Raw genomic sequence first — 14,596 nt, forward strand, 5'->3', positions numbered from 1 at the left:
ATCGTAAGTACTTCATTCTACGATTGTTTCAAATCAAAAAAAAATCACTACAAGTTTTTTCTACCATTACGACTAATTAAACTCACAGAACATACATGTTTGATATTGATGTGTTAAAAGAAATGAAGCTGCCGGAGCTTCAGGAGATTGCCAAGGTGGCTAAAATCAACAAATACCGCTATCTTAAAAAAGAAGAACTTATTTATCAGATTTTAGACCTTCAGGCCGCCAATCCGGATGTTATCGAACCTGCAAAACCGGCTCCAGCAACAGCTCCGGAAGTAAAACAGGAAAAATCAAAACGGGCACGCATTGCTCCAAAGGCAGAAGCCGAAAAAACAGTTCAGGCTCCAGCAACAAAAGAAGTTTCAACAGCCGAACCAACTGCCGAAAAAGAAGCAGGAAAAGAGCAGAAACGCGAGTCGTTCACTAAGAAGAAAGAATTTCAGCAAAAGCAACAGCGTTTCAGCAAAGAAAACAATCCGAATTTTCAGCCTCGTCTCCAGAATACAGAAATTGCAGAAGAACCTGCAACTGAAAAAGCTGAAATACCAGCTCCGGTTCAAAACCAACAGAACCAGAATCCTAACCAAAATCCAAACCAGAAAAACAAAAAGCAGAATTTCAGAGAACCCGATTATGAGTTCGACGGAATTATTGAAAGCGAAGGCGTTTTGGAAATGATGCCCGACGGTTACGGATTTTTGCGTTCTTCCGATTACAACTATTTAGCTTCGCCGGATGATATTTATTTATCGCAATCGCAAATCCGTCTGTTCGGACTGAAAACCGGTGATACCGTAAAAGGCGTGGTGCGTCCGCCAAAAGAAGGTGAAAAATATTTCCCGCTGGTAAAAGTATTGAAAATCAACGGGCACGATCCGCAAGTAGTTCGCGACAGAATCTCGTTTGAACATTTAACACCGTTATTCCCGGAAGAAAAATTCAGACTGGCAGAACGTCAGAGCACGATTTCCACACGAATTATCGACTTGTTTTCCCCAATCGGGAAAGGACAGCGCGGTATGATTGTAGCCCAGCCGAAAACCGGTAAAACGATGTTACTGAAAGATATCGCCAACACCATTGCCGCCAATCATCCGGAAGTCTACTTAATCGTTTTATTGATTGACGAACGTCCGGAAGAGGTAACCGATATGCAACGCAGCGTTAGAGGAGAAGTAATCGCTTCCACTTTCGACGAACCGGCAGAACGTCACGTAAAAGTGGCCAATATCGTTTTAGAGAAAGCAAAACGCCTGGTGGAATGCGGTCACGACGTGGTGATTTTGTTAGATTCCATTACGCGTTTGGCGCGAGCGTATAACACGGTTCAGCCGGCATCCGGAAAAGTATTGAGTGGTGGTGTGGATGCGAATGCCTTACAAAAACCAAAACGTTTCTTCGGAGCGGCCCGTAATATTGAAAACGGAGGTTCGTTAAGTATCATCGCAACAGCCTTGACGGAAACCGGTTCTAAAATGGATGAGGTTATCTTCGAGGAATTCAAAGGAACGGGTAACATGGAATTGCAGTTGGACAGAAAAATTGCCAACCGCCGTATTTTCCCGGCTATCGATTTGACATCTTCCAGCACGCGTCGCGACGATTTGTTACTGGATGAAAACACGATTCAGCGTATGTGGATCATGCGTAAATACCTGGCAGATATGAACCCGGTAGAAGCGATGGAATTCATCAACGACCGATTCAAGAAAACCCGAAACAACGAAGAGTTCCTGATTTCGATGAACGATTAAGAGAAAGAATAAGATATTTAAAGAGAGGTTTTTCGCCTCTCTTTTTTTATGGCTGCCATCAGAAGAATGCCAAAAACCAGAAACGGAAGGACAGAAACAATCATTTTTATGTTTGCGGATAAAAGTCCGGCGAGTAAAATCAAAAGCATCAGAATGCCTAACAAAAGTAATCCCAAAAGATTAAGCTTTTTGGAACTGTTGGATTTAAAGGCGCAATACAAAATCAGGAGTTGGCCGCTTACACTCGCTAACACAATCGGATGGGTAATGGTCTGAAGCAGACTTTTGTCGCCGAAAAGCAAATCGCACTCAATTTCGAAGAGAAAGGAATGCTGATTGTTTCCCCATTCCATATAACCGAAAAGGGAGGAAAGTAAAATGCCGGTGTTGGCCAAACGTTTCATAACGTAAAGAAATAAAAAAATCCGCCAATTTGGCGGATTTTTTTATGAGGTTTTGGAATTTTAATTTACCAATATCTTTTTAGTAACTGTTTGATTGTCTGCAGAAGATAATTTCACAAAGTAGAACCCTTGTGGTAAGTTTTCCAGCCTATAAACATTCTGAATACTGTTTGGCCTGCTGATTTTCTGAACGATTTGCCCGTTAATACTAATCAGTTCAATTTCGTTTAATTCCACGTCGGAACTAATGTTGATTAGGTTGTTTGACGTTGGGTTAGGGTAGATGGAAATGTTGGCTGTTGCTTCAAAAGAATCGGTGCCTAATGTCGGTCCCCAAATTACTTCAACCCATTCCGGATGATCAATAAACGGGTTTCGGTTGTTCTGACGGGCAAAAATAGCATTGTTTCGGTCGATTTCTCTTTGACTTACCGGATCCAGGAGGTGCCATTGCTTTAAAATCTCAAGATGGGTATTGGTGAAAACCTGAGTACTGGTTCCGTTAAACATGGGGTAGGACCAACTTGCCACATTGTCTTCATAACGGGTAGCGAAATATAAAATCATTCGGGCAATATCGCCTTTAAACTCGTTGATTGGTTCAAAGATAGTACCGCTGTAACCGGCAGAATAACCGGAATTTAAATTGGGGCCTCTTCTGGATCCGTTGGAATATGTATTGGTAGGTGCAGCTGTTCTTCCGAAAGGAAAATCTCCTCGTTGTGCATTTACATATTTATCCGAAGGAACAACGAAATGTGCATCCGAGTACATTGGCGTGGCAGCGCTGAAAACCGATTGCGGAATAATGTGCTCGCGATTGTATTTCTGACACTCCGAAGTACCGCCGGTTCCGTCATCCTGATTTACGCCATAGGTATATTCGCAGTTGTCCGGCCCGGTTGGGTTTTCGGTATACATATCCAACATAGTGCCGTTGTTTTCATAGTATAAATCAATATCGGAAGTTGTGTAGGTAACGTATAAACCGGCGTAAGTGCGGTCAATTGCTAAATGTTCTGAAGGAATACCGTCATTAACATCATCAATGATTTTTTTTAGCTGCGTTTTAAGCGTATAACCGGTTCCGGTTGCTGTATTATAATATCCGGCAGGAATCTGAGCAAAGCCGACAACAACGCTCAATATTGAAAATATTGTGTAAATTTTTTTCATAATCTAGTTATTTGGGTTACATTTTTCTTTCGAGTAGGGCCATGTAAAATCCGTCAAATCCTGACTCCGAGGCTAAAACCTTAACATCCTTAACAAAGGTAAAGTTTTTTCCGCTTTCAGTATTTAAGAATTTCTTAATTTGTTCCTGATTTTCAGATGGTAAGACAGAGCAAGTGGCATAAACCATTTTACCGCCCGGTTTTACAATTTTGGAATAATTCTCTAAAACTTCCGCCTGAACTTTTTTAATGTTTTCGATAAATTCCGGCTGCAGTTTCCATTTGCTGTCCGGGTTTCGTTTTAAAACACCTAAACCGCTGCAAGGTGCATCAATTAAAACGCGGTCGGCTTTTTCGTGTAGTTTTTTTATGGTTTTGGTACCTTCGATAACACGCGGTTCAATGTTGTGAACGCCGTTTCTTCGGGCTCTCAGTTTCAACTGATTCAGTTTACTTTCGTACAAATCCATGGCGATTAACTGGCCTTTGTTTTCCATTAAGGAAGCCATGTGCAAAGTTTTTCCGCCGGCTCCGGCACAAGTATCGACCACGCGCATTCCCGGTTTTACTTCAAGGAATGGAGCAACCAATTGTGAAGAAGCGTCCTGCACTTCAAACAAGCCGTCTTTGAAAGCCTGCGTTAAAAATACGTTGGCTCTTTCTTTAAGAATTAAAGCGTCTTCATATTTTGAATCGAATTCGGTTTCGATGTTTAAATCCATCAAAATCGCACGCAATTTTTCTTTTGTGGTTTTAAGACGGTTCACGCGTAAAATAACTTTTGCCTGCTCGTTCTGTGCCGCAATTTCTTTGTTCCACAGTTCTTCGCCTAATTCTTTTACACCCAACTCGTCCATCCAGTCCGGAATCGATTCACGGAACTTTCTGATTTTTGACAATTCATCAAAACGGCCTTTGATTTTTCTTGCCGGTGTGTTTTCGAAGTATTTCCAGTCGGGTAAGGTATAACCGCGTAAAACGGCCCAAACAGCGAACATTCTCCAGATGTTGTCCCGGTCGAATGGTTCTTTTACTTCGGCAATTTCGGCGTATAATCGTTTCCAGCGAACGATTTCGTAGATGGTTTCGGCCACGAATTTCCGGTCGTGACTTCCCCAGCGTTTGTCTTTCTTCAGCGCTATCGCCACAACTTTATCGGCATACTGTCCTTCGTTGAAAATCGCCATAAGCGAATCGATAACGGTAAAAACTAAATTACGGTGTAATCTCATTGTGTAAAAAAATAAGCCCGCAAAGATAGTAAATTATTTGGCAATAGCTTATTTGTAGCGTTTTATAAATTCAGAAGGTGTTTCACCACATTTTTTCTTGAAAAGCCTTGAAAAATAAGCGTAATCGTCGTAACCCAGATCGGTTGCAATCTCACTGAACGTAAACTGCCGGCTGATGAGTTCCCGTTTGGCTTCTAAAAAAACACGTTCCAGTATCATGTCGGTTGTGGTTTTGCCCACCATGTTTTGTGTAATCCGGTTGAGGTGTTTGGCGGAAATGTTCAGCCAGTCGGCGTATTTGGAGGGTGATTTTTCGGTTTTATATTGTGCTTCAATCAGTTCTTCCAGTTTTTGAAAAGTTGTGGAATACGTGTTTTGTGTAATAACTTCCGAATCGTTTTTTTCAATATACAAGCGCGTACTTTCAATGTAAATCAAATCCATTAACGAAATGATTTTCGGCGTTTTAAAAAGGGCTTCCGATTGGTTTTCCGCATAGATTTGACGGAACAAGTTCTGAAAATAATCCGCCTGATTTTCTTTTAAATACAAAACCGGTGCATTCTGCACGCTGTAAAAAAACGGGAACGTATGCACTCTTTTTTTGGCATAATGCAAATCATAAAAGGATTGGGTGTGAAAAAAGATAAACCCGCGAATATCCTCGGACAATTCCCAATGGTGCATTTGTCCCGGGTTCAGGAAGAAAAGTGTTCCGGGCTGAATGTCGTATTTGATGAAGTCAATTTCGTGAATACCGCTTCCGTGTGTGAAAAGTACAGTTAGGAAAAAATTGTGCTTATGTGGTTTGTGAATATTTTTATGGGCTGTAACGATATGGTTTTCTACCGTATTTGCGTAGAACTCTTTCTTTTTCTTAACCGATTCAAACTGCTGAATATCTAAAACCGTAAAACTTTTCATAGGACAGAAGGTAAATAAATGTCCTAAAAGTACAAATATTTGCGTAAATAGTTAAGCAATGTAATGCCAAAAACTACCGAAATTTGTTGAAAAAATATACTATGTCAGTGTTATTCAATATTCTGGGGGAAAAATGTCCGAAATGTGAGAAGGGAAAAGTGTTTGCGGAAAAAGGAAATATCTTTCTTCTGCGATTGCCGAAAATGAATGCCAACTGTTCGCATTGTCACCATAAATTTGAAAAAGAGCCGGGTTATTTCTTCGGTTCGATGTTCGTAAGTTATGTCGTGGCAGTGGCCGAAATGATTGTTTTCTTTCTGATTGCCAACCTATTCATCGACAGTTATCTGACCATTGTGGTGTTAATCGGGATACTGTCCATTGTGATGAGTACCTTCAATTTCCGTTTTTCGCGTATGCTCTGGATCTACATGCTTGACGGAAAAGACAAAAACATATAAAGCAAATTCGTACTTTAGCTTCTCTAAATGCATTCAAAATGAGAAGCGTTGTTGTTTTACTTTGTGCTTTTTTATGTTTTTCCTGTAACCTGAAATCGTTTATGGGAAAATCAGATACTTCTGTTGCATCGGATGTTCAGCCAACGCCTCTTTTAGCCCCAAGCTTTACAGAAGTTGTAATCGATACGTTACTGTCCGAAAAACTAAGTATCCGGGCCTTAACAATTGATAATGATAAGGTTTGGTATGCCGCGAACAACGGGAATTACGGTTGTATTTCTTTAAAAGACAACAAACGTTTCGTAGGGAATATTCAAAGAGATACATTGAAATTGGAATTCCGGAGCATGGCCCAAACCAAAGACAATATTTTTGTGCTGAGCATTGCCAATCCGGGACTTTTATACCGCATTTCAAAAGACGGAAAAGAAACGCAACTGGTGTATGAAGAAAAAGGCGAAAAAGTATTTTACGATGCCATCAGTTTCTGGAACGATAAAGAAGGCATGGCCGTTGGCGATCCGACGGATGATTGTTTTTCGTTACTAATCACAAGAGACGGCGGCGAAACCTGGACGAAAATTTCTTGTGACAATTTACCCAAATTAGCGGAAGGCGAAGCTTTCTTCGCTGCCAGTAACACCAACATCATTATCAAAGGCGAAAAGACCTGGGTAGTTTCCGGAGGGAAAAAATCAAGAGTGTTTTATTCGGAAGACAAAGGAAAATCATGGCAGGCAATTGAAACCCCGATTGTTCAGGGAAGCGCCATGACCGGAATGTTCTCTGCCGATTTTTACGATGAAACCCTCGGTTTTGCCACCGGCGGCGATTATGAAAAACCACAGCAAAATTTCGGGAATAAAATCATCACGCATGACGGCGGTAAAACCTGGAATAAAGTTGGTGAAAATGAAGGGTACGGTTATGGTTCCTGCGTGCAATTTGTTCCGGGAAGCAACGGAAATGAGTTACTAACTGTTGGCGCTTCGGGAGTTTACTATTCCTACGATCAGGGTAAAACCTGGCGCAAAATTGCGGACTACAAAGATTTGTTTACGATCCGTTTTGTGGATGCGAAAACTGCCATTGCAGCTGGTAATAAAAAGATACTCCGATTAAAGTTCAAATAAAAAAGGCCGGTAAAAACCAGCCCTTCTTAACTTAACACTTAACTAACCAAAAAACTTAGAAAAAAATCCTTTTTTGTCTTCTGTTTTTACTTCTGCTGTGGCTGCTGCGGCCGCATTTTGAAGTTCTACGGATTTTTCATGTTCACTCATGATTTCCATGATGAATTCCACATAGTTTTTATTTTGTTCTTCCAGATAACCGATCAGGTATTTTTCGCTGGCTTCCATTCCGCTGGCGTTTTCAATCTGGAGCAATCGTTTGTATAACGGTTCAATATGTTTGGTAATCACTTCCTGCGGAACCGCTTTACGGCGCGCGAAGTAATTGACAATGTTGCCTTTTTCGTCTTTAGAGATATCAAAATCTGTAATTACCCAATAATAACGGCCGGATTTCGCCAGATTCTTTACAATCGCGTGAAAATTGTTTCCTTTTTTCAGATTGTCCCAAAGTACTTTAAAAATTACTTTCGGCATATCCGGGTGACGGATGATGTTGTGCGGTTGCGACATTAATTCGTAATCTTCATAGCCCGACACGTCAATAAAAACTTCGTTAGCATATTCGATGGTACCAAAACGGTCTGTTTTACTCATAATGGTTTTGGTTTTGTCCCAGGAAACTTCTTTGTCGATAGGTACAGGTCTTTCAAATACTTCCATTTTTAAAATAATTTTTTAATTCGTTATCAAGAGCAAAGTACCGGGATTTTTTTGTGCGATTTTATGATAAAAATCAGGTTGTAGTTACTTTGTTTTTTTAATAAAAGCCCCTGTTTGTAAAGGTTTTTGAGCTATTTGACCAAAATGGCACGGCAGCAATGATGTGAAAGTTTTATTTAACAAAAAAGGAGCAAAATGCTCCTTTTTTAACGTCGTCTTTTATGGTTTTTCATCTGTTCCAACAGCTTGTGTTTGAATTCGATTTCCAACTGTTTCAGCATCAGTATTTTTTGGTTTGGAATGATGCCCTGTAAATCCTTCACCAGTTTTTTCTTGTTGTTCTGGATTTCCGTTTCCAACTGATTGTCCTGTTCCATTAAAGTGGCGGTTTCCTTATCGGATAAATCTTTGGTGTTTTCCGGTTTCAGTTTAAACATCAGCTGTCGTTTCTGTTTGTGCAGTTCGTACTGACGCTCCTCAAACTGATTGTACACCGGCCAGAATTTTTCCGCTTCCTCGGGTTTTAAATCCAATCGGTCGGAGATATAGGCTACTTTCAGCGCTTTGATGCGTTCAATACGTTCTTGTTTTCGGTCCTGCGCAAAAAGGCTAACCGAAAGTGCCAATAAAAGCAGGGTTACTATTTTTTTCATCATTGTTCTAAATATTCATTAACATAAGTTTCCGATTCGCTGCTGTAAAGCGCTAAATCGTTTTCAAGACTGGCGATATCCTCATCGGTTAAAAGCGCGGCAATATCTTCGGTGGTAATATCATTTTGATACGCCAGATAAAGTTCTGCTCCGGTTTCTGTTTCAGCATTTCGATTGGTATTGAACAACCACAATCCGAAACCAAGTACAAAAACCGCTGCAACTGCTGAAATCCAACGGGTTCTCTTTTTCCATAACGACACCACACGCACTTCTTTTTCCGGAAGCTGTTGCATCAGCCGGTTTTCAAAACGCTCGAAATAGTTCTCGGGAATTTTAAATCCGGTTTCGATTTTCGGATCGTTATGTAAATCAAACTTGTTCATACTCATAAGACAAAAGTAAAGTCAAAAGGTTTAATTCGTTTGTAAAAAATCTTCAATCTTCTTCACCGCGTGAAAATAAGAGGCTTTCAATGCGCCCACCGAAGTTTCCAGAATTTCAGACATATCTTCGTATTTCATTTCCTCAAAATACTTCATCTTGAACACTAATTGCTGTTTTTCAGGTAACATGGCCACCGCTTTTTGCAATTTCAGCTGAATTTCATCACCGTCATAATCCACATCGGCCTGCAAACTGTTAATCATTTTCTCCTGAACTTCTTCGCTGGAAATCCCTTGTTTTTTGGCCCGTTGGTTGATAAACGTTATCGCTTCGTTGGTAGCAATCCGGTATATCCAGGAAAACAACTTGCTTTCGCCTTTAAAATTTTTCAGGTTCTGAAACACTTTCACAAATGTATTCTGCAGCACATCGTCCGTGTCGTCATGGTTCAGTACTATATTCCGGATATGGTTGTACAACGGCCGCTGATAGTCGCGCACCAGTTTCCGAAACGCTTCCTGTTGCGTTTTTGGGTGGAGTAACTCGGCGATAAAAGCTTTTTCGTCCTGCAAGTGAAATCAATTTGATTGTTGGACTAAAGATAAGGGAAATGGTTTAATTGCGGGAAGTGAAAAGTGAGAAGTTATGTATGGTAAGGTTAGGAGCGAAGGGTCATTTTGTGTCAGGAAACGTAAATCCTGCTGTCCGCTTTACGCGGTGCCGCTCCCATCAGGGCTAAAGAGGAAACCATTTTTGTATTTGTTAACATAAAAAACGTTCCAACTTTGTACCTTTGCGCGCAACAACACACATTACAATGATTAAAACCGTAATTTTCGACATGGACGGTGTAATTGTCGATACCGAACCCGTTCACAAATACGCCTATTATCAGCATTTCAACGAATTAGGCATCGAAGTTTCCGAACAGCTTTACGCTTCCTTCACCGGAAATTCCACCCGAAATGTTTTCCAGAGAATAAAAGATACCTTCAACCTGAATCACGATGTCGAGGAACTTATTTTAAGAAAACGCCATTTATTCAACGAAGCTTTCGACACCAAACCCGATCTGGAATTAATTGAAGGTGTTCATAAACTCATCAAAAACCTGCACGAAAACGGCATGCAGCTTATTTTGGCATCTTCTGCATCCAAAAGTACCATTAACCGCGTGTTTACCCGTTTCGATTTGTACCAATATTTTACCCATACGGTAAGCGGCGAAGATTTCCCGAAATCCAAACCCGATCCGGCTATTTTTCTGCACGCGGCTTCGCTGTCTGTAGCACCAAAAGAACACTGTATCGTAATCGAAGACAGTACCAACGGTGTAAAAGCCGCCAAAGCTGCTGATATTTACTGTATAGGGTATCACAGCGACAATTCCAAACATCAGGATTTATCACTCGCAGATTATCTGATCCACGATTTTGAGGAGATTGATTTTGAGAAAATAAAACGTCTGGTTTAAGCTTTCCCCTCCAAAGGAGTAGAATCTTTACCCAACAGCACTCTTATAAACCAGTAAACATTTTTTACGGGCTTCATTATGCTCAACTATAGGTTTCGGATAGTGCGGAGTTTCCAGTTCCGGCACCCATTTTTTGATGTAGTTCAGTTCTTTGTCAAACTTTTTGATTTGTTCTGTCGGGTTAAAAATCCGGAAATAAGGTGCTGCATCCACACCGCTTCCGGCCGCCCATTGCCAGTTGCCCACATTGCTTGATTGTTCGTAATCCAGCAGTTTTTGGGCAAAGTACGTTTCGCCCCAGCGCCAGTCAATCAGCAAATGTTTGCATAAAAAACTTGCGGTTATCATGCGTACGCGGTTGTGCAGGTAACCGGTTGCGTTGAGTTCGCGCATGCCGGCATCGACAAGCGGATAGCCGGTTTTGCCTTCGCACCATTTCTGAAACAACGCTTCATCATTGCTCCATGGTATGGCATCGTATTTTTCTTTGAAACTTCGGTTCACCGTATGCGGAAAATGCCATAAAATCTGCATGAAAAACTCCCGCCAGATAAGTTCGTTAAGAAAGGTTTCGTTTGAAATCTTTTGAACTTCCAAAATCAGTTTTCGGATGGAAACCGTTCCGAACCGTAGATAAACGCTTAACATCGAAGTGCCTTCAACAGCCGGAAAATTTCGGGTTTCTTCGTAATTCGAAATAAGTTTTTCGGAAACATCAAACAGTTTTGGTTCGATGTCCGATTTTTCAAAACCTATGTCTTTTAGGTTTAAGAAAGGATAGGTGTGAACGGCAATATTCGAAAGCAAAGCTTCTGAAGGATAAGTAATCAGTGTGGTTGTGCTGAATCGTTCTTTCCATTTTTTAGCATAAGGGGTAAAAACCACATAAGGCGTTCCGTCGTCTTTAACCACCTCTTTTTTCTCAAAAATAACTTGGTCTTTGCAGGTTTTAAATTCGATCTGATGTGCCTTCAAAAGCTGATTTACTGCCGTATCCCGTTTTCTGGCTGCCGGTTCGTAATCGTGATTGGTATACACGGCGGAAATCGTGTTTTCTGAGATTATCTTTTTGAAAACAGCAACAGGAGAACCGTAAAAAACAGCTAAAGATTTTCCCGACGGTTTCAGTATCGACTGAATTTTTTCCAATTGCCTGTGAATGAAAGTAACACGGGCATCGTTTTTTTCCAGTTGAGACAGGATGTTTTCGTCAAATATAAAAACAGGAAGTACGACTTCGTTGCTGTTTAAAGCGTGGAAAAGAGCTGTGTTGTCTTCCAGACGCAAATCCCTCCGAAACCAGAATACTACCATAAATTACTGTTTTTATTTACCAAGAGTTCTGTTAATTTCTGTTGTCAGCACTTTCGGATATTGGTGGTTTAAAATTAAGTAAAATAATACTCAGCTGAATTTATAAAATGTGGAAATTGAGGACGGAAGACACAACAAAAGTAGTATGTTTTTACAATAACGTTAACATTTTTGGCGGCATTTTTTTTTAAATTCGTAAAAACATAAATCAAGATTTTAAACAGTATGAAAAAAGTAATTCTTTCTGCAGCTTTATTGTTTGCTTTAACAACAGTACAAGCTCAGGTAAAGACGCCACAGGCGAGTCCTAGTTCTAAAGTGGAACAAACCGTTGGTTTAACCAATGTTGAAATAGAATATTCTCGTCCCGGAGCAAAAGGCAGAACTGTTTTCGGCGAATTGGTTCCTTACGGCAAATTATGGAGAACGGGGGCTAATGCCAATACAACCATTGCTTTCAGTGAAGATGTTACTATCGACGGGAAATTGCTGAAAAAAGGTAAATACGCCTTATACACTTTGCCAAAAGCAGACAGTTGGGAAGTAATCTTCTATAACAATACTGATAACTGGGGACTTCCGGAAAAGTGGGATGAAGCGGCTGTTGCGTTGCGTACGGTGGTTAAGCCGGAAACTTTAGGAAGAAAGGTGGAAACGTTTACAATCGGAATCAACAATGTTGATAACGATTATGCGAACCTTGAAATTTCATGGGAAAAAACATTAATTCCGGTTAGGTTTGAAGTACCTACGCAGAAAGTGGCCATGAAGAGTATCGAGGCTACTTTGGCAGGACCAAGTGCAAACGATTATTTTTCTGCTGCACAATATCTATATCAGTCTAACGGCGATATGAAAAAAGCTCAGGTATGGGTAAACAAAGCCTGTGATATGAAAGGTACCGAAACACCATTTTGGTTTCTGCGTTTGAAATCGTTGGTACAAGCTAAAAACGGCGATAAAGCCGGAGCTATTGAAACAGCAAAACTATCTTTGGCAAGTGCTGAAAAAGCAAACAATCAGGATTATGTTAAGATGAACAAAGATTCCATTGCAGAATGGTCTAAGAAATAAGGAATTACCTAAAAAAGGCTGTCAAAACTGACAGCCTTTTTTATTCTTTGGTTTTGAAAATCATCTGGAAGCCCACCGCTAATACGGTAGTAAGTAAGGCGCCAATGAAATTCAGCCACAAATAACTTAACTTTTCATCACCGCTTTCCGGAAGGTGAATCGCATAGTAATAGATAACAAAAATTGTCAGCTGGCTGATTACGGCACTCCAGAAAACGGCTTTTGCTTTTACATATTTGATATAAAAAGCTACCAGGAAAATCCCTAAAACCGTTCCGTAAAAAATGGAGCCGATAATATTTACCAACTGAATGAGATTTTCAAACAGCGTTCCGATACAGGCAAACAATATTGCAATAATTCCCCAAACCAACGTGAAGAATTTCGTGGCGTTTACAAAGTGTTTTTCCGATTTATCCGCTTTTAGATTTCTCTTGTAAATATCGATGGATGTGGTGGTTGCCAAGGCACTCAAACCGGAAGCCGAAGACGACATGGCCGCCGAAAAGATAACGGCAAGCAGCAAACCAATCAATCCGGTTGGCAGGTAATTTAAAATGAAATGCAGGAAGACATAGTCTTTGTCGTTGGTTTCGGTTTTTTTGTCGACTTTGTAAATGATGTCTTTGGCCTGTTCGCGTAAGTCTTTTTCCTTTCCGGCAAGGGAAACCATTTTTTGCTGTAAAATCGGGTTATCATAATCCTGATTCAATTGTCCGACATACAGCATACTGATTTCTTTTTTTTCTGCCTGAACCGCTTCCAGTTGTCTTTCCAGTTCTTCGAAATCTGCTTTATAGACGGAATTTTTTACCAGTTTGTTGTTCGTAGGATTGAAATGCAAGGGTGAAGAATGAAACTGAAAGAAAACAAAAACCATCACACCGGTAAGTAAGATGAAAAACTGCATCGGCACTTTCAGAATTCCGTTCATAATCAATCCCATTTGGCTTTCCCGAACTGATTTCCCGGTAAGATAACGACCAACCTGCGACTGATCGGTTCCGAAATAGGAGAGTGCCAGGAAGAAACCTCCGGTAATTCCGCTCCAGAACGTGTACCGGGTTTCGGGATTAAAAGAAAAATCGACGATGTTCATTTTGTCGTTAGCGCCGGCAATTCCCAAGGCGTTGCTGAAACTCAATTCTTCCGGCAAATAGCTTAAAATCAGAAAGAAGGTGATAAACATTCCCGTCATGATTACAAACATCTGCTGTTTCTGGGTAACATTCACCGCTTTGGTTCCGCCTGAAAAAGTGTAGATGATAACCAGTATTCCGATTACTATATTCAACAGGGTTAAATTCCATCCCAATAAGGCTGACAGTATAATGGAGGGTGCATAAATTGTCAGACCGGTTCCCAAACCACGCTGCACTAAAAATAAGACGGAGGCTAACGAACGGGTTTTTACGTCGAAACGCTGCTCGAGATATTCGTAGGCCGTAAAGACTTTTAATTTGTGGTAAATCGGGATAAAAGTGATACAGATGACTACCATGGCAATCGGCAATCCGAAATAGAATTGTACAAAACCCATTCCGTCGTGGTAGGCCTGTCCCGGTGTAGATAGAAATGTAATGGCGCTGGCCTGTGTAGCCATAACGGAAAGCCCGACAGTCCACCAAGGTGTTTCGTTGTTGCCCAGTATATATTCTTCAACGTTTTTACTGCCTTTGGTTTTTAAAGAACCGTAAATAACGATGAATAAAAGGGTTACGGAAAGTACAATCCAATCGATATACTGCATGGCTTAAGCGTACATTTGCATTAAAAAATAGAACAGTAAAATATAGAAAGCATTGAGCAGTAACACCACCGTATAACTTTTTTTCCACTTAAATTCCTGTTCTTTCATAGGTTACGGTTTAATTTTTTAAACATGTAAGTCATATACGTTTTTAAATCGTTTCTTGTTTCCTGACTCTTGCTTCTATTCTCT

Annotated in this window: 15 protein-coding genes; 5 read left to right on the forward strand and 10 right to left on the reverse strand. The window is 40.5% G+C overall.

Translation table 11 applies throughout. The features are described from left to right. Positions 1–95: 95 nt before the first annotated feature. On the forward strand, positions 96–1,760 hold the full coding sequence (gene rho, locus G498_RS0103140; protein WP_026979818.1) for a transcription termination factor Rho: 1,665 nt from the start codon (positions 96–98) through the stop codon (positions 1,758–1,760). Positions 1,761–1,777: 17 nt separating this feature from the next. Here the strand turns inward: rho and G498_RS14590 are convergent, their stop codons facing one another. The 4 genes from G498_RS14590 to G498_RS0103160 are packed head-to-tail and all read right to left on the reverse strand — an operon-like array spanning position 1,778 to position 5,495. Further along, positions 1,778–2,164: a hypothetical protein gene (locus tag G498_RS14590; RefSeq protein ID WP_051269662.1), complete on the reverse strand. Its 387-nt coding sequence runs from the start codon at positions 2,162–2,164 to the stop codon at positions 1,778–1,780. 60 nt (positions 2,165–2,224) lie between these two features. Beyond that, positions 2,225–3,340 carry an endonuclease gene (locus tag G498_RS0103150; RefSeq protein ID WP_026979819.1) on the reverse strand — a complete coding sequence of 372 codons (1,116 nt, stop codon included), beginning with the start codon at positions 3,338–3,340 and terminating at the stop codon, positions 2,225–2,227. A 16-nt stretch (positions 3,341–3,356) separates the two neighbouring features. After that, complete coding sequence (locus G498_RS0103155) at positions 3,357–4,571, reverse strand: RsmB/NOP family class I SAM-dependent RNA methyltransferase (RefSeq protein WP_026979820.1); 1,215 nt, start codon at positions 4,569–4,571, stop codon at positions 3,357–3,359. A gap of 48 nt (positions 4,572–4,619) precedes the next feature. Further along, positions 4,620–5,495, reverse strand: coding sequence for a helix-turn-helix domain-containing protein (locus tag G498_RS0103160; RefSeq protein ID WP_026979821.1), 876 nt, complete (start codon positions 5,493–5,495; stop codon positions 4,620–4,622). Between the two features lie 101 nt (positions 5,496–5,596). Here G498_RS0103160 and G498_RS0103165 point away from each other — a divergent pair, with 101 nt between their 5' ends. Further along, positions 5,597–5,956 (forward strand): DUF983 domain-containing protein, encoded by a 360-nt coding sequence (locus tag G498_RS0103165; RefSeq protein WP_026979822.1) that lies wholly within the window; start codon positions 5,597–5,599, stop codon positions 5,954–5,956. A 38-nt stretch (positions 5,957–5,994) separates the two neighbouring features. After that, on the forward strand, positions 5,995–7,089 hold the full coding sequence (locus tag G498_RS0103170) for a WD40/YVTN/BNR-like repeat-containing protein (protein WP_026979823.1): 1,095 nt from the start codon (positions 5,995–5,997) through the stop codon (positions 7,087–7,089). A 42-nt stretch (positions 7,090–7,131) separates the two neighbouring features. On the opposite strand, the gene G498_RS0103175 is transcribed toward G498_RS0103170, so the two are convergent. From G498_RS0103175 to G498_RS0103190, 4 genes are all read right to left on the reverse strand, one after another. Beyond that, positions 7,132–7,752, reverse strand: a complete 621-nt coding sequence (locus G498_RS0103175) for a PAS domain-containing protein (RefSeq protein ID WP_035743865.1) — start codon at positions 7,750–7,752, stop codon at positions 7,132–7,134. A gap of 206 nt (positions 7,753–7,958) precedes the next feature. After that, positions 7,959–8,408, reverse strand: a complete 450-nt coding sequence (locus G498_RS0103180) for a hypothetical protein (RefSeq protein ID WP_026979825.1) — start codon at positions 8,406–8,408, stop codon at positions 7,959–7,961. Beyond that, positions 8,405–8,791, reverse strand: a complete 387-nt coding sequence (locus G498_RS15320) for a hypothetical protein (RefSeq protein ID WP_051269665.1) — start codon at positions 8,789–8,791, stop codon at positions 8,405–8,407. The genes G498_RS0103180 and G498_RS15320 overlap by 4 nt, the downstream gene beginning before the upstream one ends. A gap of 30 nt (positions 8,792–8,821) precedes the next feature. Then, positions 8,822–9,364: an RNA polymerase sigma factor gene (locus tag G498_RS0103190; protein ID WP_026979826.1), complete on the reverse strand. Its 543-nt coding sequence runs from the start codon at positions 9,362–9,364 to the stop codon at positions 8,822–8,824. Between the two features lie 245 nt (positions 9,365–9,609). Here G498_RS0103190 and G498_RS0103195 point away from each other — a divergent pair, with 245 nt between their 5' ends. Continuing rightward, positions 9,610–10,266 carry an HAD family hydrolase gene (locus G498_RS0103195; protein WP_026979827.1) on the forward strand — a complete coding sequence of 219 codons (657 nt, stop codon included), beginning with the start codon at positions 9,610–9,612 and terminating at the stop codon, positions 10,264–10,266. A 27-nt stretch (positions 10,267–10,293) separates the two neighbouring features. On the opposite strand, the gene G498_RS0103200 is transcribed toward G498_RS0103195, so the two are convergent. Further along, positions 10,294–11,580, reverse strand: coding sequence for a cryptochrome/photolyase family protein (locus tag G498_RS0103200; RefSeq protein ID WP_026979828.1), 1,287 nt, complete (start codon positions 11,578–11,580; stop codon positions 10,294–10,296). Between the two features lie 225 nt (positions 11,581–11,805). Between G498_RS0103200 and G498_RS0103205 the strand changes: the two genes are divergently transcribed. Further along, positions 11,806–12,654, forward strand: coding sequence for a DUF2911 domain-containing protein (locus G498_RS0103205; RefSeq protein WP_026979829.1), 849 nt, complete (start codon positions 11,806–11,808; stop codon positions 12,652–12,654). Positions 12,655–12,694: 40 nt separating this feature from the next. Here the strand turns inward: G498_RS0103205 and G498_RS0103210 are convergent, their stop codons facing one another. Then, complete coding sequence (locus G498_RS0103210) at positions 12,695–14,404, reverse strand: sodium:solute symporter (protein ID WP_026979830.1); 1,710 nt, start codon at positions 14,402–14,404, stop codon at positions 12,695–12,697. Positions 14,405–14,596: the final 192 nt, after the last annotated feature.

The sequence above is a fragment of the Flavobacterium suncheonense GH29-5 = DSM 17707 genome, assembly GCF_000430025.1.
Lineage (GTDB): Bacteria > Bacteroidota > Bacteroidia > Flavobacteriales > Flavobacteriaceae > Flavobacterium > Flavobacterium suncheonense.